Origin of the sequence: Ferruginibacter sp., assembly GCF_028288465.1 — a bacterium.
GTDB lineage: Bacteria > Bacteroidota > Bacteroidia > Chitinophagales > Chitinophagaceae > Ferruginibacter.
In genome coordinates this window covers 49,229-70,719 of sequence record NZ_JAQBNR010000048.1, presented here as the reverse complement: position 1 = coordinate 70,719, position 21,491 = coordinate 49,229, and the positions used below count along the sequence as shown (strand labels likewise).

16 protein-coding genes are annotated in these 21,491 nt (G+C 41.8%); 10 read left to right on the top strand and 6 right to left on the bottom strand.

Going from position 1 to position 21,491, the window contains the following annotated elements; translation table 11 throughout:
* Positions 1 to 33: 33 nt before the first annotated feature.
* From JWR61_RS18365 to glpK, 5 genes are all read right to left on the bottom strand, one after another.
* Entirely contained in the window at positions 34 to 1,572 is a 1,539-nt protein-coding gene (locus JWR61_RS18365) for a hypothetical protein (RefSeq protein WP_301929198.1), read from the bottom strand.
* The gene (locus tag JWR61_RS18360) at positions 1,569 to 2,459 is read right to left on the bottom strand and encodes a carboxypeptidase-like regulatory domain-containing protein (RefSeq protein WP_301929197.1); all 891 of its coding nucleotides are present in this window, start codon (positions 2,457 to 2,459) and stop codon (positions 1,569 to 1,571) included. Before JWR61_RS18360 ends, JWR61_RS18365 begins: the two co-directional genes overlap by 4 nt.
* Before the next feature lie 307 nt (positions 2,460 to 2,766).
* A complete protein-coding gene (locus tag JWR61_RS18355; protein WP_290335728.1) occupies positions 2,767 to 3,474 on the bottom strand; it encodes an MIP/aquaporin family protein in 708 nt (235 codons plus the stop codon).
* A gap of 40 nt (positions 3,475 to 3,514) precedes the next feature.
* A complete protein-coding gene (locus JWR61_RS18350) occupies positions 3,515 to 5,071 on the bottom strand; it encodes a glycerol-3-phosphate dehydrogenase/oxidase (protein ID WP_301929196.1) in 1,557 nt (518 codons plus the stop codon).
* A gap of 99 nt (positions 5,072 to 5,170) precedes the next feature.
* Positions 5,171 to 6,667 carry a glycerol kinase GlpK gene (gene glpK, locus JWR61_RS18345; protein WP_301929195.1) on the bottom strand — a complete coding sequence of 499 codons (1,497 nt, stop codon included), beginning with the start codon at positions 6,665 to 6,667 and terminating at the stop codon, positions 5,171 to 5,173.
* Positions 6,668 to 7,145: 478 nt separating this feature from the next.
* Between glpK and JWR61_RS18340 the strand changes: the two genes are divergently transcribed.
* From JWR61_RS18340 to JWR61_RS18315, 6 genes are all read left to right on the top strand, one after another.
* Complete coding sequence (locus JWR61_RS18340; RefSeq protein ID WP_301929194.1) at positions 7,146 to 7,514, top strand: hypothetical protein; 369 nt, start codon at positions 7,146 to 7,148, stop codon at positions 7,512 to 7,514.
* A 54-nt stretch (positions 7,515 to 7,568) separates the two neighbouring features.
* Entirely contained in the window at positions 7,569 to 8,810 is a 1,242-nt protein-coding gene (locus JWR61_RS18335) for a DEAD/DEAH box helicase (RefSeq protein ID WP_301929193.1), read from the top strand.
* Between the two features lie 175 nt (positions 8,811 to 8,985).
* Positions 8,986 to 11,178: an ATP-dependent DNA helicase RecG gene (gene recG / locus JWR61_RS18330; RefSeq protein WP_301929192.1), complete on the top strand. Its 2,193-nt coding sequence runs from the start codon at positions 8,986 to 8,988 to the stop codon at positions 11,176 to 11,178.
* A gap of 82 nt (positions 11,179 to 11,260) precedes the next feature.
* The gene (locus tag JWR61_RS18325) at positions 11,261 to 14,941 is read left to right on the top strand and encodes a PKD domain-containing protein (RefSeq protein WP_301929191.1); all 3,681 of its coding nucleotides are present in this window, start codon (positions 11,261 to 11,263) and stop codon (positions 14,939 to 14,941) included.
* 24 nt (positions 14,942 to 14,965) lie between these two features.
* Positions 14,966 to 15,997, top strand: a complete 1,032-nt coding sequence (locus JWR61_RS18320) for a PorP/SprF family type IX secretion system membrane protein (protein WP_301929190.1) — start codon at positions 14,966 to 14,968, stop codon at positions 15,995 to 15,997.
* Positions 15,998 to 16,184: 187 nt separating this feature from the next.
* Positions 16,185 to 16,796 (top strand): hypothetical protein, encoded by a 612-nt coding sequence (locus tag JWR61_RS18315; RefSeq protein WP_301929189.1) that lies wholly within the window; start codon positions 16,185 to 16,187, stop codon positions 16,794 to 16,796.
* On the opposite strand, the gene JWR61_RS18310 is transcribed toward JWR61_RS18315, so the two are convergent.
* The gene (locus tag JWR61_RS18310) at positions 16,790 to 17,329 is read right to left on the bottom strand and encodes a TIGR00730 family Rossman fold protein (protein WP_301929188.1); all 540 of its coding nucleotides are present in this window, start codon (positions 17,327 to 17,329) and stop codon (positions 16,790 to 16,792) included. The two genes, JWR61_RS18315 and JWR61_RS18310, sit on opposite strands and share 7 nt — an antisense overlap.
* Positions 17,330 to 17,410: 81 nt before the next feature.
* Here JWR61_RS18310 and JWR61_RS18305 point away from each other — a divergent pair, with 81 nt between their 5' ends.
* From JWR61_RS18305 to hpt, 4 genes are all read left to right on the top strand, one after another.
* On the top strand, positions 17,411 to 18,946 hold the full coding sequence (locus JWR61_RS18305; protein ID WP_301929187.1) for a sodium:solute symporter: 1,536 nt from the start codon (positions 17,411 to 17,413) through the stop codon (positions 18,944 to 18,946).
* 94 nt (positions 18,947 to 19,040) lie between these two features.
* Positions 19,041 to 19,679, top strand: a complete 639-nt coding sequence (locus JWR61_RS18300) for an O-methyltransferase (RefSeq protein ID WP_301929186.1) — start codon at positions 19,041 to 19,043, stop codon at positions 19,677 to 19,679.
* 96 nt (positions 19,680 to 19,775) lie between these two features.
* The gene (locus JWR61_RS18295; RefSeq protein WP_301929185.1) at positions 19,776 to 20,879 is read left to right on the top strand and encodes a glucosaminidase domain-containing protein; all 1,104 of its coding nucleotides are present in this window, start codon (positions 19,776 to 19,778) and stop codon (positions 20,877 to 20,879) included.
* Positions 20,880 to 20,926: 47 nt separating this feature from the next.
* Positions 20,927 to 21,466 (top strand): hypoxanthine phosphoribosyltransferase, encoded by a 540-nt coding sequence (gene hpt, locus JWR61_RS18290; protein WP_301929184.1) that lies wholly within the window; start codon positions 20,927 to 20,929, stop codon positions 21,464 to 21,466.
* Positions 21,467 to 21,491 lie beyond the last annotated feature (25 nt).

The following is a 21,491-nucleotide window of genomic DNA, read 5'->3' as shown; positions in this document are numbered from 1 at the left end:
ATAAAATGGTATTACAGCCAACGTATTTGTATGCTAAAAATCAAACACAAAACCTGAATAAATTTTTCCGTTGAACAATTTATTTTTTGCAAGCCTCACTTCATTAATCACTAAATTATTGTCGTTGATATAAGCCAGTTTAAAATGCTTCCACCTGAAGGAGGCTGAAAAACTTTGTTGTTTAATGGCATACCCGGCGGCCAGCAAAATATTATTTGCAGGAACGTAGTTTACGCCAACTGCGGCATCATACAATCCTTTGTCAGTGAACAGCGCATCTACTCCCACATTCAATCTTTCTCTTTTATAACATAGGCCAATGCCATATGCCCGTTGGTTTACAAAGGATTGGTTGGAAGAGTCTTTTATAAAAAGATCTTTGTATAATTTGTTTCCGGCAATATTCATTACAGATACACCAGCCTGTAAATAGCTATTGATTTTATAGTTCACCGATGCATCAAAATCAAAATGTTGTTTTCGGATACTGTCGTCTACAAAAAAAACATAATCAATATTATTCACGAAATCGCTTTGAAGCACAATCAGGTTTGGATTATTAAATTGCTGCCATACCGATTTTACCGTCAGTGCTACACTCAGTTTATTGTTAACTGAGTATACAGGGGCTATAAAAGCGGCAAATTCTTTTAGCTTTTGAGTATGTGTCCGGTTCACGGTATCAAAATCGCTGGCGACTGAACCCAGCCTTTGCGAGATTACATTTCTAAATTCATTTTGCTGCGTATAAATGCCGCCCATGCCGAGATACAGTTTGGGCGCTATTTGTTGATAGCTGGACAGTTTAATGTTATTTTTAAAATTAGCCAGCAAGCTTACATTGTTGGGTTTACTGCTGTTGGCAATGGCCGCGGCGTTCCAAAATACAGCTTCAGATAAATTGCGTGAAGGAGCGAAATTAAAGCCGGTATTATCTGTATTGATAAGAGGTGATGAGTGGAGAAATTCACCGTATTTTATTTTGCCGGGTAATAAAGTTGCAGCCTTATAAAATCCTGCTTTTTGAGATGCTGCAACTGTAATCAATTTCTCAAATAAATTGATAAACGAAACCGGGCCCATTGCCGCACTGCCCTGGGCGCTGCCGTCAATAGTTAAAGCAGGCAAATGATGTGCTGAATCCAGCAGCTTTTCAGACATAATATCGGGCAGTTCTGATTCCTTGCAATTCTCCAGTATTTTCCAGTTTTTTATTGTTACAAACATTTTGGAGGGATCCGGATTTCGCTTGTCCAGGTCTTCCGAAATAAAAACGCGTTCTACCTTTTTGCAGCTGCTGCATTTGGTAATAATATACAGCGACACGTTTTTATCCCGCAGGTCTTTTGCGCTCCACCCGGTATTGATTTCAAAATAGCCCTGTGGTGTAGTAGTGGTAGCAACGGCTGCTTTTGGATTAAAAGATGGAATGATGATAATATTGGTGGCTCCTCTTGTAGAAGTCACGCCATTGTTGATGCAGCGTAATGTGCCTTTGATAATTACCTGTTGCGCAGCAAGTGCATTAGTAAGTATCGTAAATAAGGCAGTGAGTATAATGGGTGTTTTCATTTCTTTTTGTGTTTAGCATTATTAGTGGGGGTTGGATTACTGATTGGAAGAGGGTTTAATACAAACTCAATATTGTCAATTTCACCGGATGTTATGTTCAGCATTTTTTGTTTGTCTTCATAAGCAGGGTGAGCAGTAACCACTGTTACACGGTCGCCAAAATGGTAGTCGGGCAACGGTATTTGAAAGCTGCCGTCATTGGTGGTTTTGGTGGCATAAGGAGTTCCATCCACCGTAATATCAACGTCCCTGATCGGGCGGTCTGCTGCATCTTTTACTGTACCGGCAAGCCTTATAATTTTTGCCTGTGCAAGGGTGAGACTGACCGGGTCAAAGTTCGGCAACAAAGTGTCGATATTGACGGGCATATACCCATCGCTTACCACATTGATCGCAATGTTGTTTCGTAGCTGATCGTACGGAATTTCGGGAAATACCACCATCCCTTTTTCATTCACGGAGGCTTCCCGCTGGTAGTGTGGAAAGGTCAACGTAACGCGTCCTTTTGTGATGGGATTTTTGTCTTCATCAAATATTCTAACTGTAAGCATTTGATCGCTGGAGCCTTTGGGAATCATAAAGCCGCCGAGCACTGTTAATATCACACCAACCACAGGCCCGGTAAATTTGTAGGTAACGTTCGACTCGATGCCCTTCAGGGTTGCATAAGAATTCATGATGCCGAAGATCAGCGCACTGGCAGCCATGCCAAACAATACCAGGATCAGATAAAATACGCGGTCATCCATTTTTTCGGAGCCGCCCTGTTTCATGTAATGCAAATAGTAGTAACCAATACCGGAGGCTACTATAAGGCTGATCGCCGAGATAATAAGATAGGTAGTTACTGAAACTGTTTTTGTGGATGGAGGGTTGTCTGTTGTCATTTTACCTGATTGTAATGAGGTGTTTTAAATCAACAAGGGATATAGAACAAAACACTTGCAGGCAAAGAGAGAAGAGCAATTGAAAAAAGGTAAAAATGTTTTTACATGGAGGATGACTGAATTATACCAGTAAGTTAATGAAAAAACAACAACATACAAAGCAGAGAATCACCTGCACAAAAAAAAACCTGCCAGGGTTAGTTTTTTTTCTGGCTGTACAAAAAAATAGCATACAAAAAAATCCCCGGAATTGATATTCCGGGGATGGCTTAAACAGCTCAGTTGTAAAAATAGTCCGGTTAACAAATCAATGAATAAAATGATAGCACAATGCTGCCAGCAAGCTGCCAATGATTGGTGCTATGACTGGTACAATACCGTATTTCCAGTTGCTGCTTCCTTTTCCTTTAATGGGCAAGATGGCATGCATAATTCTTGGTCCAAGATCTCTTGCAGGGTTAATAGCATAACCCGTAGTGCCGCCCAAACTCAACCCAATTCCTAACACCAGCAGTGAAATTGGCAAGCCGTCCAACGCACCCAGGCTTTCTTTTGATGATACGATAAAAAGAGCTCCTATTACCAAAACAAAAGTGCCGACTATTTCTGAGAAAAAATTATCTGCCCTGCTTTCAATGGCTGGAGACGTACAAAAGACGCCCAATTTGGATGCCTGGCTTTCCGTTGCATCAAAGTGGTTGCGGTAAGTAAGCCATACTAAAAATGCGCCAATCATTGCGCCAAGTAACTGGGCTGCAATATAAGTTGGCACAAGCCTCCATTCAAACTTACCCAATGCGGCAAGACCAATCGTTATAGCCGGGTTAAGGTGTGCGCCACTTGAACCTGCAGAAATAAATACGCCTGCGAATACAGCAATCGCCCATCCAAAAGCAATTACAATAAGGCCGCTGTTGTTACCATAGGTCTTGTTCAATACTACATTGGCAACAACGCCGTCTCCCAGCAATATCAACACGGCGGTACCGGTAAGTTCTGCAATAAAAGGTGTCATTTTTAAAGTTTATTTTTTGGTTTAGGAATCAAACATTTAATCAGTGTGCCAGGTAATTTTGCGCTATTGCTGTAAAAGCTGAAACTTGTTGTTGTTGCCAGTTGTCATCTCTTTGCAGTAACCCTGCTATCAGCGCCGCCACCATGGGAGCGGCTTCCACAGCTGCGGCTGCATCCAGGAACAATGCCCTTGTTCGCCTTGCTAAAACATCTTCCACGGTCATAGCCATTTCGTGTTGTACCGCCCACACAACGGTGGCATTGCTGTAAGGCAAGCCGGCATGTATTTTTTCTTTAAGAGATGGCTGCTGGTTGCTCAGCTCAATAATTTTTTCCGCGTCACTGCCATATATATTCAGCGTGGCATCGCTTGTTGCATGTTGGGTATAACCATGAATTTTCAGCGTGTCTGTAACGCAGGGTTGTTTTGGCAGCTTACAGGCATTAGCGGCATTGTCAATGGCATGTATGGCCATGGTTCTGTAAGTAGTCCATTTACCGCCTGTTATGGTTACCAATCCACTTTTTGATACAATGGTAGTATGGTCTCTTGGTAAAATGGCAGTGGATTTTTGTCCCTTTACTTTTATCAATGGCCTTAAACCTGCATATACCGCTTTTATATCGCCGTGTCCTATTTGTGTGCTCAGGTAACGGTTACAATGTTTGATAATAAAATCAACTTCTTCCTGTAATGCTTTTGGTTCGGTTGTAATTTCCTTTACCGGTGTATCGGTAGTGCCCAGCAAAACCTTATCATGCCACGGCACTGCAAACAATACTCTGCCGTCATCCGTTTTTGGAATCATTAAAGCCTGTTTACCAGGGAAAAACTTTTCATCAACAACAATATGAACGCCCTGTGATGGAGATACAATAGGTTCGTGCCCGGCATCATCCATGGCAATTACGTTATCTGTAAATACACCAGTTGCATTAATAACCGACTTACCATTGAGCGTATATTTTATGCCGGATAAAACATCTTCCACCACCAAACCACTGATATTGCCGCCTGTTTTATTCAAGGCAATTACCTTGCAATAATTCAGCATGGCCGCACCTTGTTCAACCGCTGTTTGTGCCAGGTTTACCGCCAGCCTGGCATCATCAAACTGGCCGTCCTGGTACAATACACCGCCACTTAAATTGTCAGGCGAAATGGCCGGTAACAATTGCATGGTTGTTTTTTTTGAGAGCATTTTTGTTTTGCCAAGGCTTAATTTACCCGCCAGCAAATCGTACATGCTAAGCCCGATACTATAATACCATTTTTGCCACCAGTGAAAAGAAGGAATGATGAATGCCAGGTTATGGCACACATGTGGTGCATTTTTTAATAAGATACCTCTTTCACGAAGTGCTTCTTTAACCAGCTTAATATTGCCCTGTGCCAGGTACCGTACGCCACCATGTACCAGTTTGGTACTGCGGCTGCTGGTCCCTTTTGAAAAGTCGTCCTGTTCAACAAGCAAAGTTTTATATCCTCTTGAAGCAGCGTCAACAGCACAACCGAGACCGGTGGCGCCACCGCCGATAACAATGATATCCCATTGCGCAACATCATCCAGCTGCTGTAACATTTTTTGCCTGTCCATTAAAAACTAATATTTATTTGATTGCAATAATTAAGGTTGATTGTTTTTTAAGTCAGTTCTTATTTTTATGATGGCATAACGTGTAAGATAATATTTCCACTATTCATCGTCTGCCCATGCCTTGGCAGTTTTTACAGAACGCTGCCATTGTTTGGTTAAGGCTGTTCTTTCTTCCTCGTCCATAGCAGAGACGAACTTTTTATCCACCTGCCATTGGTTCTGTATAGATTCCATATCCGGCCAATAGCCTACGGCAAGGCCTGCCAGGTAGGCGGCGCCCAGGGCAGTAGTCTCTGTAATAACCGGCCTTACAACGGTTGTATTCATGATGTTACTTTGAAACTGCATTAATAAATTATTCACGGTTGCGCCTCCATCTACCCTTAATTCTTTAATGCTGATACCGGAATCAGCTTCCATTGCCTTCAACACATCCATGGTTTGATAGGCGATGCTATCCAGGGCAGCCCTGGCTATATGCGCTTTGTTCGATCCCCTTGTAAGTCCAGTTATGATGCCCCTGGCATGCTGGTTCCAATGTGGTGCGCCAAGGCCTGCAAAAGCAGGTACTACATACACACCGTCACTATCTTTTACCTGTGCGGCAAGTGTTTCAACTTCGGCGGCGGTTGTAATAATGCCAATGCTGTCTCTTAGCCATTGTATAACAGCACCTGCAATAAATACACTGCCTTCCAGTGCATAATGCGTAATACCGTTGACCTTCCACGCTACAGTGGTTAATAAATTATTAGTGCTTGTTACCGGTTTTTCACCCGTGTTCATCAACATAAAGCAACCTGTACCATAGGTATTTTTTACCATGCCGGGCTGCGTACACATTTGTCCAAATAATGCTGACTGCTGATCGCCTGCGATGCCTGCGATTGGGATATTATGGGCCGATAAAATATTTTGTGTGTGGCCATACACTTCGCTGCTGCTGCGGATTTGCGGCAACATGTTGCCGGGTATGCCTAATAATTCCTGCAGCTCGCCATCCCACTGCAAAGTATGTATATTGCAGAGCATCGTACGACTGGCATTGGAAACATCCGTAATGTGTGCCTGGCCTTTGGTTAGGTTCCATACAAGCCAGGTATCAATCGTTCCAAAACACAGCTCCCCGTTGTTCGCTTTCTCCCGGGCACCTTCTACGTTGTCTAAAATCCATTTTATTTTGGTACCACTAAAATAAGCATCTACAATTAAACCTGTTTTTTCCCGGATAACTTTATCAGCGCCTTTTGCTTTGAGTTCATCACAAAAAGAAGCCGTTCTTCTGTCTTGCCAAACGATGGCGTTGTAAACTGGCACGCCGGTATTTCTATCCCATACAACAGTTGTTTCGCGTTGATTGGTAATACCAATGGCTGCAATGTTTTCCGCCGATAAACCTGCCTTGGTAATGGCTTCCGCAGCTACGCCAAACTGGGTGCTCCATATCTCATTGGCATCATGTTCAACCCAGCCGCTTTTTGGAAAAATCTGGGTAAACTCTTTTTGTGCTACAGAAACAATGGAGCCCATTTTGTCAAATACAATCGCCCTGGAACTGGTAGTGCCCTGGTCTAATGCTAAGATGTATTGCTGCATGAAAATAGATTTTGAATTTTTTAAGAAGATGATAATTTGATTGGCGTCAGTAAAAACGGCTAATATAAAAGCGGAAGTAATAAAGGCAATGAATGCGCACAATTAGTTTGCGGCGATTTTTTTAGAGTAAATTTTGGCATACAATCGTTTTATGCTGCTAATGTAGTATTTATAATGATTGGTTGTGGATGCAAGCGCCGGAGGCCAAAGAAAATATTAATTCAATAATGAAAATTGATTTGCCGCTGGCGGGGAATGACCGGTAGTCCCCTGTATTAATTGTTGTGCCTTCAACTGAACGGAGATAGTAAAACCCACTGATACCAGGTGATTAACACGGGAATACCTCCAACAGGCAGGTATCCGGAAAAATCAAAACAGCATTATCCATCTATAAGCTGTATCTTTATACGCCATATTTCACTTTCGTTCAATGTTTGTCCTTTGTACGAAGGCAGCACAATTAAAAATCTTTTATATGTATACTTATATTTGGAACAAATACCTGCCGGTAATTAGAATTTTACTAAAAAAATCAGCCGCAGGCGACCAGTTACTGAGCCTTAACAGGGAAGATTTTGAAAGAGCGGGAACGGGCCGCAAAGCGGGTTACAAATTTGTAATTGCTTTTACAGATGGCAAAGTAAGTAATGTAATCAGCGGATCAGATCTTGCCAGTCATTTGGCAAGCGCTATGCTGGAAGATGATGCTACAAAAGCAGTGTTGCGGGGCGGACAGTATGAAGTAATTCTAAACACGAAATTTCAATTGACTATAAAAAATACCGCACCACAACCAGCGCCACAACCAGCACCGGAAGTTACAGCCGAAGCAAATGCTGAATAAAACAAACATACATTAACAACAATACATTCTTTTAAATTAATTTCCCTATACATTTTGAAGTTCACCGATTTTGACTTTGATCAAAGATTGATAGACGGCATAGAAGCCTCCAATTATAATGAAGCAACCCCAGTTCAGGAACAGGTAATTCCACTAGTTTTAGCAGGCAGAGATGTCATCGCTTCTGCACAAACAGGTACCGGCAAAACCGCCGCGTTTTTATTGCCGCTGATCAACAACATTATTTCAAGTCCGCTTAACCATCATAGCATTACCGCGTTAGTAATTGTACCCACCAGGGAGCTGGCCATACAGATAGCACAGCATATGGAAGGCTTGAGTTATTTTACTTCCGTAAGTTCTATTGCTGTTTATGGCGGCGGAGATGGCAATGCCTTTATACAGGAAAAAAAGGCTTTGAGCGCAGGTGCCGATGTGGTGATATGCACGCCCGGTAAAATGCTCGCCCACATCAACATGGGCTATGTAAAATTCCAGGGATTAAAATATTTAATTTTAGATGAAGCAGACCGCATGCTGGATATGGGTTTTTATGATGACATCATGCGCATCATCGGAGCCTTGCCGGCAAAGCGCCAGAACCTGTTGTTTTCGGCAACTATGCCGCATAAGATAAGAGAAATGGCCCGCCGTATTTTACACCAGCCCGCCGAAATAAATATCTCTATCAGTAAGCCAAACGAAAAAATTACCCAGCTGGCTTACGTGGTGTACGATACACAAAAAATTCCGCTGGTTAAACACCTGTTACTCCAAAAAACTTTTTCTTCCGTACTTATTTTTTGCAGCAGTAAAAACAGCGTAAAAGAACTAAACCGGGAATTAAAAAAAACCAGGCTGGCTGTGGATGAAATTCACAGCGACCTTGAACAGGATAAAAGGGAAGAAGTACTTATGCATTTTAAAAGTGGCCGCCTGCAGGTGTTGGTCGCCACCGATATATTAAGCCGTGGTATTGACATTGATAATATCGGCCTGGTGCTGAATTATGATGTGCCGCATGATGGTGAAGATTATGTGCACCGCATTGGCCGCACAGCAAGGGCTGCGGCGGAAGGCACTGCAATTACATTTATCAGCGTAAAAGAACAGCGCAAGTTTGCAACCATAGAAAAATTGCTTGGAAAGCCGGTTCAAAAAGAAGTTGTTCCCGAACAATTTGGAGAAGCGCCGGCTTATACACCGTCTACATTTGTTCCCAGGGAAACTGGCAGCAAACATGGTAAAAAGCCCCTGCATTTTCACAGAAATCCGCGGGCAGGAAAACCATCTTAAACTACATCCATCGCTAACATTTTAATTGTTTAAGGAAATTATTGAACAAGCTCTTAAGGATATGTGGTATATCGTTGTGTCACTCACTTGTACATAAACAGCATTGTGGAACGCCTTCAATTCATTGCCGCTCGATTTTACATATAGAAGCCTGATCTAAAACCAGGCAGGCACAATGGCCCGGCGTTGGGTTTCATTTCCTGCCAAAGAAATATATTTGTATAAACTACTTACTATTTCATCCTCTCCCAATATATTATCCAGTCCGGTTGAGTACCTTAAAGGCGTAGGTCCGCTGAGAGGAGATATGCTTAAAAAAGAATTAAGCATTTTCACCTTTAAGGATATGCTGGAATATTATCCTTTCCGGCATTTGGATAAAACCAAAATAGATAAAATTGCAACATTAAATGAAGGAACAGAATATGCACAGGTTGCAGGAAAATTAACTCACGTTGAGCTGATAGGCGAAAAACGCAGCAAGCGCTTGGTAGCCTACCTGCAGGATGATACAGGAGAAATGGAACTGGTCTGGTTCCAGGGAATCAGCTGGGCGGAGAAATTGTTAACCGTCGGTCACCATTACCTGGTTTTTGGAAAGGTGGGCTTTTTTATGAACCGGGTACAAATCAATCATCCTGAAATTGAACTGTACACAGCCGAAAAGGCGGATGGTAAAAAATTCCTGGAACCTGTTTATTATTCTACAGAAAAATTAAAAGCCCGTGGCTTGAATGGCAGGGCCTTTGCAAAATTAACCTACGCCTTATTGCAGCAATTGTCTGCCAAAGATCTGCCGGAAAATTTGCCGGAATCATTGCTCCTGAAATACCGCTTTATTTCCCGCTGGGATGCATTTCGCTCTATCCATTTTCCGGCAACAGAAGAATTGTATGCGCATGCGGTAAGACGGCTCAAATTTGAAGAATTATTTTTTGCCCAAATGAGGCTGGGCTTATTGCGCAGCACCCGTCATCGTTTCAGCCAGGGCTGGACGTTCAACAAAGTGGGTGATTTGTTCAATACTTTTTACAATACCTATCTTCCCTTTGAACTTACCAACGCCCAAAAAAGAGTGTTGAAGGAAATAAGAAAAGATTTTGGCAGCGGGAAACAAATGAACCGGCTGCTGCAGGGGGATGTAGGCAGCGGCAAAACCATTGTTGCCTTATTAAGTATGCTGATTGCCGCAGATAATACTCACCCAACCAAAGGCGATGCTTTTCAATCTGTATTAATGGCACCAACAGAAATTCTGGCACAACAGCACTATAATACCATCGCTGCCCTCGTAAAAGATTTACCCGTTTGTGTAAAACTATTAACCGGATCATCTGTTACTAAACAGCGCAGGGAAATTTTAAAGGCCTGCGAAGATGGCTCATTGAATATATTGATTGGTACACATGCGGTAATAGAAGATAAAGTGCAGTTTAAAAACCTGGGTTTCGCGGTAATAGACGAACAGCATAAATTCGGTGTGGCACAGCGGGCTAGATTGTGGGCCAAAAATACATTACCGCCGCACGTGCTGGTGATGACGGCAACACCCATTCCAAGAACGCTTGCTTTAACGGCTTATGGTGATTTGGATTACAGCGTGATTGATGAGCTGCCGCCTGGAAGGCAACCAATTACCACCGTACATCGTTTTGAAAACAAACGGCCGATGGTAATGGATTTCATAAAGGATGAAATAAAAAAAGGCAGGCAGGCATACGTGGTGTATCCGTTGATTGAAGAATCTGCCAAAATGGATTACGAAAATCTGATGAAAGGTTTTGAAGAGGTAAAATCTTTTTTTCCGGAACCAAAATACTGGATCAGCATGGTGCACGGGCGCCAGCCCGGGGATCAGAAAGAAACCAACATGCAGCGGTTTGTAAAAGCTGATACGCAGATTATGGTAAGTACAACGGTAATTGAAGTGGGTGTAAATGTGCCGAACGCTTCGATCATGGTAATTGAAAGCGCCGAGAAGTTTGGTTTATCGCAGTTGCACCAGTTACGCGGCAGGGTAGGGCGGGGAAGTGAACAAAGTTATTGTGTGCTGCTTACAGGAAATAAAGTGTCAAAAGACGCGAGAGAAAGATTAAAAATACTCTGCGCAACAAACGATGGTTTTAAAGTAGCCGAAAAAGATTTGGAAATAAGAGGACCGGGAGATATTGAAGGCACTAAACAAAGCGGCTTATTGAATTTTAAACTGGCAAATATAGTAAGTGACAGGGTGATGCTGGAAGCCGCAAAAATTGCGGCGGAGGAGATCATTAATACTGACCCTGATTTAACAATGGAAGAAAATGCGCCGGTAAAAAATTACCTTCATTTTCAAAAAGGTAAAACGGTTTGGAGTAAAATTTCGTAAATAGAATTAACAATACATAAACGTTGCAGGGCTGTAGTATGTTTGATTATATTTCAGTACTTTGTACAAAATTACCTCTCTATTGAACTCTGTTAAATATATAGCGCTTTCTTTTTTGCTGACCTCTTTAATACTATTTATAGGTAGCCGGAGCTTTGCACAATTGCAGTTTATAGAAAACAAAGGGCAGTGGGACAGCAGGGCAGATTTTAAAAGCGAGATTTCTACAGGCGCTTTTTTTCTTCAAAAAAATGGATTCAGTGTTGTGTTGCGTAATGCAGATGATCTTAAAAAGCTGGCAGATCAAATGCATGGGAAATTGAATACAGACAGCACTCCCGCTTCAGCTGCTGCGAGAACAATTCCAGGTAAATTTCCAGCGACCGCAAATGATGCAATTGTAATACATTCTCACGCTTACAGAGTAAATTTTTTAGGAGCATCAGCAACTGCAAAAGCCAGTCCTGATAAGCCTTTGCCAACCTACAATAATTATTTTATTGGCAATGATAAAAGCAAATGGCAGGGTGGTTGCAAAATATATTCGGGAGTTACTTACACCAACATGTATCCCAATATTGATGTACGTTACTATACAGACGCCGGCACATTAAAATATGATTTAATTGTGCACCCGGGAGGCGATGTAAATGATATAGCCCTTAAGTATGACGGCGTAAATAACCTTGGTGTAAAAGACCGGGAACTTGTCATCGGTACTTCAGTAGGTGATGTAAAAGAGTTATATCCCTACTCGTACCAGGTAGGGGCGGGCGGTCGCACAACAGTTGATTGCAAATATGTTGTTAAAGACAACGTGGTAAAATTCAAAGTAAAAAATTATTCGCCTGATGCTACACTGATCATTGATCCAACATTGATTTTTGCTTCTTTTACCGGTAGTACAACTGATAACTGGGGATATACAGCAACGCCGGGTCCTGACGGTAGTTTGTTTGCAGGCGGTATTTCATTCGGTGCCGGTTACCCGGTATCAACAGGTGCTTTTGACCAAACGTATAACAGTGGGTCACAGGAAGATGCCAATGGACCATATGATATTGCCATTATTAAATTTTCGCCTGACGGAACCAAGAGATTATACGCAACTTACCTGGGTGGATCAACTGCCAATGAGCAACCTCATAGCATGATTTGTGACGGGCAGGGAAATTTGGTTGTTGCCGGCCGGACTACGTCAACTGATTATCCAACTACCACGGCATTTGTTGGTAAACCAGGCGGTTATGATATCGTGGTTACCAAATTTAATCCTTCCGGTACCGCTTTGCTCGGTTCTATAAAGGTGGGCGGAAGCGGTGACGATGGCGTTAATATAAGGCCAAAATATTCTCCCCTGGTAGGAGCGCCAAACGGTCAGACGGATGGAGCATTTGAAACAAGAAGAAACTATGGAGACGATGCAAGAAGTGAAGTGATACTGGATGGATCAGGCAATATCTATCTGGCGTCCTGTACACAGTCTTCAGATTTTCCGGTTACGGGCGGTGTATTACAGGGCGTGTTTGGTGGCGGTAGACAGGATGGAGTTGTAATGGAATTCACACCTAACCTCACGAGTATCATATTCAGCACTTTTTTTGGCGGCACGGGCAGCGACGCCTGCTTTGTATTATCCATCAATCCGGCAAGGGGTAATTTGTATGTTGCCGGTGGAACAACCAGTGCAACGCTTCCCGGCACCATCGCAGGTTCACCGGTAGAACCCGGTATGGGTATTACCAACCAGGGCGGCGCAACAGACGGCTTTATTACCGAGATTACAACAGATGGTAAATCTATTATCAAAACCATTTTTGCTGGTACCAGCGGCAATGATCTTGTCTATGGAATACAGTTCGACAAATTTGGATTTCCTTATATCATGGGTGCTACAACCGGCAACTGGCCGGTAAAAAATGCCGCTTACAGTAATGCTGGTGCCAAACAGTTTATCGCTAAATTAAAGCCAGATTTATCTACCTATTTGTTTTCAACCATTTTTGGCACCAATTCATCGATCCCCAATATTTCGCCGGTCGCTTTCTTGGTTGATCGTTGTCAGAATGTGTATGTTTCCGGCTGGGGTGGAAAATTCAATAATGAACGGCAATATCCCTGTGCAGGAACAAGGGGCATGCCGGTAACATCCAATGCGCTTAAATCTACCAGTGATGGGGGCGATTTCTATTTCTTTGTTCTGGAGAAGGATGCAAAAAGCCAGCTATTTGGTAGTTTTTACGGGCAAACCGGTGGATTTGATGACCACGTTGACGGGGGCACCAGCCGATTTGATGCCAACGGGATTATATACCAGGCTATTTGCGCTAATTGTGGCGGCCCAAGAACTCCGGGATTTTTTCCTACTACACCCGGCGTATGGGCTCCAACAAATGGCTCATCTAACTGCAACGAAGCCGCTGTTAAAATAGAAATGAATTTTGGTGGCATCGGTGCCAGTGTAAAAGCTACCATTAACGGCGTGTTTGATACAGTGGGCTGTGTTCCGCTTACCATTAAATTTACGGATACCCTGGCCAAAGGAAAAATGTATATCTGGGATTATGGAGATATTAATAGTCCAAAAAATGATACCACTTATGCACCCAACAATTCCACCACACATACCTATACAAAAGTAGGGGTGTATACCCTGAGGCTGGTTTCTATAGATTCCACTACCTGCAATATTTCAGATACCGCGTATACCCATGTCAGGGTGGGTAACAACGAAGTACATCCTGATTTCATTGCGGTAAAAATTCCTCCCTGTACCAACCTTACGTATACATTTACCAACACAACTACAGCCACCATACCCACCTTCAAGCCAAATAGTTTTCTGTGGGATTTTGGAGATGGAACACCCCAGGTGCGGGCCGGTTTGGGAAATCAGCAGCATACTTATGCAGCGGTAGGTACATACATCGTAAGGCTGGTGGTTGATGACAGTGTTTTTTGTAATTCGCCGGATTCAGCAGTTAAGCAGGTGCGTTTAGCCGTTACCGTCAAGGCGCAGTTTGAAACGCCTGCAAAAGGGTGTAAAACATATAATGCGGTATTCAAAAATACTTCGCTGGGTGGTACAGATTTTAAATGGTCTTTCGGCGATGGTGCTACATCACCAGATGTGGATCCGGTTCACCTTTATACAAGTGCGGGAACTTATACGGTTAAATTGATTGCCAATGATACTTCAACCTGTAATAAGATAGATTCAACCAGTTACACCATTACAGTGTATGAAATTCCTACTGCAAATTTCGCGGCAGCACCCAACCCCGCTCCGGAAAATATACCAGTCCAGTTTAGGAATCTGTCCCTGGGTGCCACCAGTTATATCTGGGATTTTGGAGATGGACAGACATCTGAAGAAGTGAATCCATTATACCAGTTTACTTCTACGGGAACTTTCAGCGTATGTCTGCAAGCCATTAATCCTGCGGGTTGTATAGATACTTTTTGTATGAATGTTTCGGCAAAAATTTTGCCACTGGTGGATGTTCCAAATGCGTTTACACCAGGCAAATTTGGGAAAAACGCAGTGATCGGCGTAAAGGGTTTTGGAATAGGAAAGATGAACTGGAAAATATACAATCGCTGGGGACAGGTAATGTTTGTAAGTAACAGTATTAGCCAGGGTTGGGATGGAACATATAAAGGAAAACTACAGCCCCTGGAAGTATATACCTATACATTGGATGTTGAATTTACAAACGGTACTAAATATCGAAAAACGGGAGATATCACGTTATTAAGGTAAAATTTATTTACTGTTACAGTAAGCATGAAAGGAAGAATCAACATATTATTGATAATAGCTGTTGGCCTGCAAATCACCACATTTGTTCAGGCCCAGGATCTTCATTTTTCACAATTTTTCAATAACCCGCTTACAACCAACCCTGCCAATACAGGATTTATTCCCGACGCAGATTACAGGCTGGGCGCCAGTTACCGCAACCAGTATTCTTCTGTCATGGCTACACCGTATCAAACGGTAAGTGTTTTTGGCGATGCCCAGGTTTTGCGTAACCAGATTGAATATGGGTGGTTGGGAATAGGTGGTTTTATTTTAAGTGATGTTGCCGGCAGCGGCGGCCTCCGTTCTACCAAAGTGTACGGTTCGCTGGCCTATCACCAAATGCTTGGAAGCAGCAGTTTGCTTACTGCTGGTTTTAACCTTGGCTGGGCAAATAAAAGAATTGATCAAACTAAATTAAAATTTCCTGACCAGTTTGACGGAAAGTTTTTTGATTCCAATACCCCGACAGATGTAGTGCTCGTGAATAACAACGTGAGTTATTTTGATATGCAGGTGGGTATGAACTATGCTTATTTTCCCAACGAAAATGTATATTTCAATGGCGGATATTCTATTCACCACGTCAACAGGCCGCAGGAAACTTTTTTTAATCCGGGAGGAGATTCTACCAAAATACCCGTGCGTCATATCGGCTTCTTAAATGCACTGCTGAAAGTTGATGAGCGGGTTATACTTAACCCCAATGCCTATTATACGATGCAGGCTAAGTCAAGCGAATTGGTCCTTGGGTTAAATGCCAATTACAATCTTTCCGGCGCAGGCGGCGATATGCAGTTATTGGCAGGCTTGTATTACAGGGCAGGTGATGCCATTGTTCCCATGGTTGGTTTTGAATTAAAACATGTGCGTTTTACTTTCAGTTATGATGCTACTACCTCAGCTTTAAGAAATTACAATAACATGCAGGGCGCTTCCGAGTTCAACATAATGAAGAAAGGGTTTTACGGAGAAGCTTCCGGTGATACCCGCCAGGTTATCTGCCCCAGGTTTTAGTTTCGCTCACAAAAATGAGGATACCCTCTTCTTATATTTCACCCTTTGATGTAATCGCTGATTGACTAAAAATTAACAATATTTAACTGCTCATTTAATACCTGTCAAATTATTAATCAATATTTTGTGCGATTTTTACAGCAGCTTTTTTCTGGTATAGAAGGACTTAAGAATAAACAAGCAACAAATGAAAAAGATAGTTTTATTATTCAGCGTAACCATTTTTTCAATGGCCGTTTTTGCCCAGCAAAGTGAACAGGAAGAACCGGTAACCGGTTTTCAAAAAGAAAAATTATTTACCGGAGGTGATCTTACCCTTGCATTTTATACTGGCGGTACTACCCTGGGAGTTAGTCCTTACCTTGGTTATAGTCTCACAAAGTGGCTGGACGCTGCCTTAAGCGTAAATGTCATTTATCAGGGCCAAAAAGATTATAGCGGAATTAAATACCGGCAAACCAATATCGGTCCGGGGGCATTCGTGCGAATTTTTCCGGTAAATTTCCTTTACCTGCAGGGGCAGTACGAACATAATTTTATAAATCTGAGAGTGATAGAGCCAGGTGTGGGTACTGTTGCAAAAGGTACAACAGATGTAAACAGCGTATTACTGGGTGCAGGCTATAGCAGCGGAAGAAGTGAAGGAAATAACACCTATTATTATTTTTCGGTTCTGTTTGATGTGGCACAACAACCCAATTCACCTTATGTAGATGCCGGCCGCAGAATGATTCCTGTTGTAAGGGCAGGATTTAACATTGGGCTTTTCCAGGGAAGACAAAGAAGAGAACGTTATTGATTGTAGTGAAATATTTCTTCAGGTGTACTTATAACAGTGAAGCTTTTTGCAGGCTGATCGTATAGAAATCCCTCTCCCATCATTTTATCAACATGCAGTAACAAGCCATCATAAAAACCACCGCTGTTTAAAATAAAAATCGGTTTGTCGTGTATACTCAACTGGTTCCAGGTAAGCATTTCAAAAACTTCATCCAATGTTCCATAGCCACCGGGCAGTACAATGGCCGCATCACATTTCTCATAAAGCATGCGTTTGCGTACATGCATTGTTTCTACCACAATCAGTTCGGTTATTCCTTCATGTTGGTGTTCCCATTCTGTTAATACCTGCGGGATAATGCCAATTACTTTGCCGCTTTTTTCCATCACAGCATTGGCCACAGAGGCCATTAAACCCTTATTGCCACCACCATAAATTAAGGTAATATTTTTTTCAGCCAGCAGGTATCCAAGGCTGGTGGCATGCGCTGCAAATAAGCGGTTGTTTCCTGTCTTACTTCCACAAAAAACCGCAATGGATTCAAAAGTCATAATGATGTATATTGTTTAAAATTCAACAAATACTTTTACTTCTGCTAATTTAGCGGGATTATATTTTAATTATTTTTCAACATGGCTCCTTCAACGCTTTTGTATTTTGTTATCGGTTATTTTTTATTGTTATTCATCGTGGCGTGGTATACCAGCAGAAATTCAAATAATGATTCTTTTTTTATCGGCAACCGCAATAGTAACTGGATGCTGGTGGCTTTCGGCATGATTGGCACGTCCTTAAGCGGAGTAACATTTGTGAGCGTTCCGGGTAGTGTTGGCAATATTGGCAAAGAGGGGCTTGTTCCCAATGCACTTGGATATTTCCAGGTAGTGATTGGTTATTTTTTGGGATACCTTGTTGTTGCCTATGTATTGTTACCGCTTTATTATAAACTGAACTTAACTTCAATTTATAATTATCTCAAGCAGCGCTTTGGTACCTGGGCTTATAAAACCGGTGCATCTTTTTTTATCTTATCAAGAACGGTAGGCGCCACAGCAAGACTGTATCTTGTTATTAATGTGTTGCATGTTTTTATTTTATCCAGGATGCACATCCCGTTTTATGTATCTGCTGCCGTTGTATTGATTATGATACTGCTGTACACATTTGAAGGCGGCGTAAAAACAATTGTGTATACAGATACATTGCAAACAACCATGATGATACTGGGTTTGGTTGTATGCATTGGTTACATTTTATCTCACCTGCATCTTTCAGTAGGCGAAGCGGTAAATGCCATGGAAGCAAAAAACCTTACCCGGATATTTAATACTGACATCAACAGCAAGGGATATTTTATAAAACAGATTGTCGGTGGCGCATTTATAACCATTGCTATGACAGGCCTTGACCAGGAGATGATGCAAAAAAATATCAGCGTAAAAAACCTGAAGGATTCGCAAAAAAATATGCTGACGTTTAGCGTGATTTTAGTGTTTGTAAATTTGTTGTTCCTGCTGCTTGGCGGCCTTTTGTACCTGTATGCTTATACACAGGGAGCCAGTTTCACCACAACAATGGTAGATGGTGTGCCTGTATGGGGGTTTGTATATAATAACCTGAGTTTAACCGGTGATAATCTTTTTCCTTCGGTAGCACTTGGCTTATTGCAATCCATGCCGTCCTATATTTCTGTTATTTTTATTATCGCGTTGATATCGGCTTTGTTTCCCAGTGCAGATGGTGCCTTAACAGCGCTTACGTCTTCTTTTTGCATTGATATTTTGGGCATAAAGGAAAGAACGGATTTAAATGAGCAACAAAAAAGACGCCTTCGATTGTCAGTACATTTAACAATGACCACGCTGTTTTTTGTATGTATCCTGGTGTTCAGGGAAATTAACAGCCGTTCCATTATTGATAAAATTTTAGACCTTGCCGGCTATACCTATGGCCCCTTGCTTGGCTTATTTACTTTTGGCATTTTAACCCGCCGCAGTTTGCCGGATAATTTTATTATCGCCATTATAGCAATTATAAGTCCCGTACTATGTTACCTGCTTCAAACCAATGCGCCGCATTTATTGAATGGATATGTAATTGGTATTGAAATACTCATCATCAACGGACTATTAACCTTTACAGGCTTGTTAATCATTTCAAAAAAATAATTGGTTACGGGGTATAAATTTTATTTTTGTACCTGCAGGGTGTCATTTTTAATCGGTGAATTAAGGGTGACACCATTGTTATTAAATTCAATTCATGGATATTGTAAATATTGCAGCAGAAGCATACGCATCTAATTTTTCTTTTGAAGAAGATGATTTGCTGCACGAAATAAATCAATATACAACCGCAACACATGACAATGCACATATGCTTAGCGGGCATGTGCAGGGGAGTTTTTTAAGCCTGTTGAGTACTTTGTTGCAACCATCCCGCATTTTGGAAATAGGTACGTTTACAGGATACAGTGCGCTGTGCCTTGCCAAAGGTTTAAAGCCCGGAGGAATGCTTCACACCATCGAATTAAGAGAGCCGGATGCTGCAACGGCAAAATCGTATTTTGAGAGATCTGTATATAAAAATAACATCCGGTTACACCTTGGTGACGCGAATGAAATTATTCCCACGTTAAATGAACAGTGGGATATTGTTTTTATCGACGCGGATAAAACGGGTTATATCAGTTATTACGATTTAATTTTGCCTGCGGTGAAGCAGAACGGCGTTATCATCGCAGATAACACACTGTTTCATGGACAGGTACTGGAAGAAAATATCAGCGGCAAAAATGCGAAAGCCGTACATGCTTTTAATGAGCATGTAAAAAATGATCCGGGAGTACAACAGGTATTGCTAACAGTAAGGGACGGATTAATGCTGATAAGAAAATTATAAAATCAGGCTCCCCAAAGGCTAATAATTATGATAAAAAAATTGGTGAATTTAATATGTACGGTTGCCGTTTTTTGCATTAGTGCAAATGCGCAAAAAATGACGCCTGAGCAATACGTAGAAAAATACAAAGACCTCGCAATAAAAGAAATGAAAAGAATGGGCGTGCCTGCCGCCATAACGCTGGCACAGGGACTTCTGGAAACAGAAAACGGCAACAGCGATCTTGTAAAAAAATCGAATAATCATTTTGGCATTAAATGTAAAAGCAGCTGGACGTCGGACGCGGTGACCCACGATGATGATGAAAAGGGCGAATGTTTTCGCAGCTATAAAGATGCAGAAGCATCTTACAGGGATCATAGTAATTATTTGCGTGGAATGGAGTGGTATGCTTTTCTTTTTCAGTTAGATCCATTGGACTACAAGGCATGGGCAAAAGGTTTAAGAAAAGCGGGGTATGCCACTAACCCAAAATATCCTGACATCCTGATTAAAAATATTGAACAATATAACCTGCAGCAATATTCTTTAATAGGAGCCCAGGATATGCCACAAGTTGACAAAAGCAAATACCAGGACGATAAGGAACCAACGCCGGAAAAATCCACTTCTACTGATAATACAGAATCTGGTAATTCGTCTGAAGGCGAGCCTGTAAACTACATTAACGGGCACAAATATATCAATGCAAAAAAGGGAACTTCGCTGCTCGCCATAGCCACCGAAAATGATATTGATCTTAGCAAATTACTTTCCTATAATGACCTGGAAGAAGACGGCATTCTTAAAGACGACCAGATTATCTTTTTGCAAAAAAAGTCAAAAACAGGTGCCAGTGATTTTTACATTGCACAACAACAGGAGCCGTTGCATGACATCGCACAAAAAAATGGCATACAGCTTAAATATCTTTTATTGTATAACGACATGAAAGAAGATACACCGGTTGCTGCGGGGACAAAATTGTATTTAAGTCCGGTAGCACAAACGCAACAGGCAGCAGCAATAAAGGATGCAGTGGCTTTAACAGTATCTAAAAAAGAAGTACGAGCATCGCACAAAATGCATATTGTGCAACCTAAAGAAGGATTGTACAGTATAGCAAAAAAATACCAGGTAACCATTCAGCAATTAAGGCAATGGAATAATTTAACTACCGACAATTTACGGATAGGACAGGAGTTGGTGGTTTCTGAATAGTCCTTTATGCACGTACACACACGAACAATAAAACAGCCAACAACCATATGCCAATATTACAGGTAAATGATAAAAAATTCAAGCCGTATATTTCCGCGGCAAAGATTAACGGACGGATAAAAGAACTGGCAGCTGAAATTAATACAGAGTATGCCGGCAAACGCCCTTTATTCATTGCCATTTTAAACGGCTCATTTATGTTTGCGGCTGATCTTTTTAAAGAAATATCAATAGATGCAGAGATATGTTTTATAAAGCTGGCTTCTTACAAGGGGACCAGCTCAACCGGCAATGTCATTACTTCCATCGGGCTGGATGAGCCATTACAAGGCAGGCATGTCATTATTATTGAAGACATTGTTGATACCGGCACCACGATGCACAAGTTTTTACCACAACTGTATGCACAACAGCCAGCTTCTCTAAAAATCGCAGCCTTACTGCACAAGCCTGAAGCTTTATTGCATCCTGTAGCAATCGATTTCCTGGGCTTTAGTGTACCAAATATCTTTTTACTGGGCTTCGGTCTTGATTACGACGGGTTGGGAAGAAATATCCCGGAAATTTATCAATTAACAGCGGAATAACGGTTATGCGGCAGTAATCAGTTTC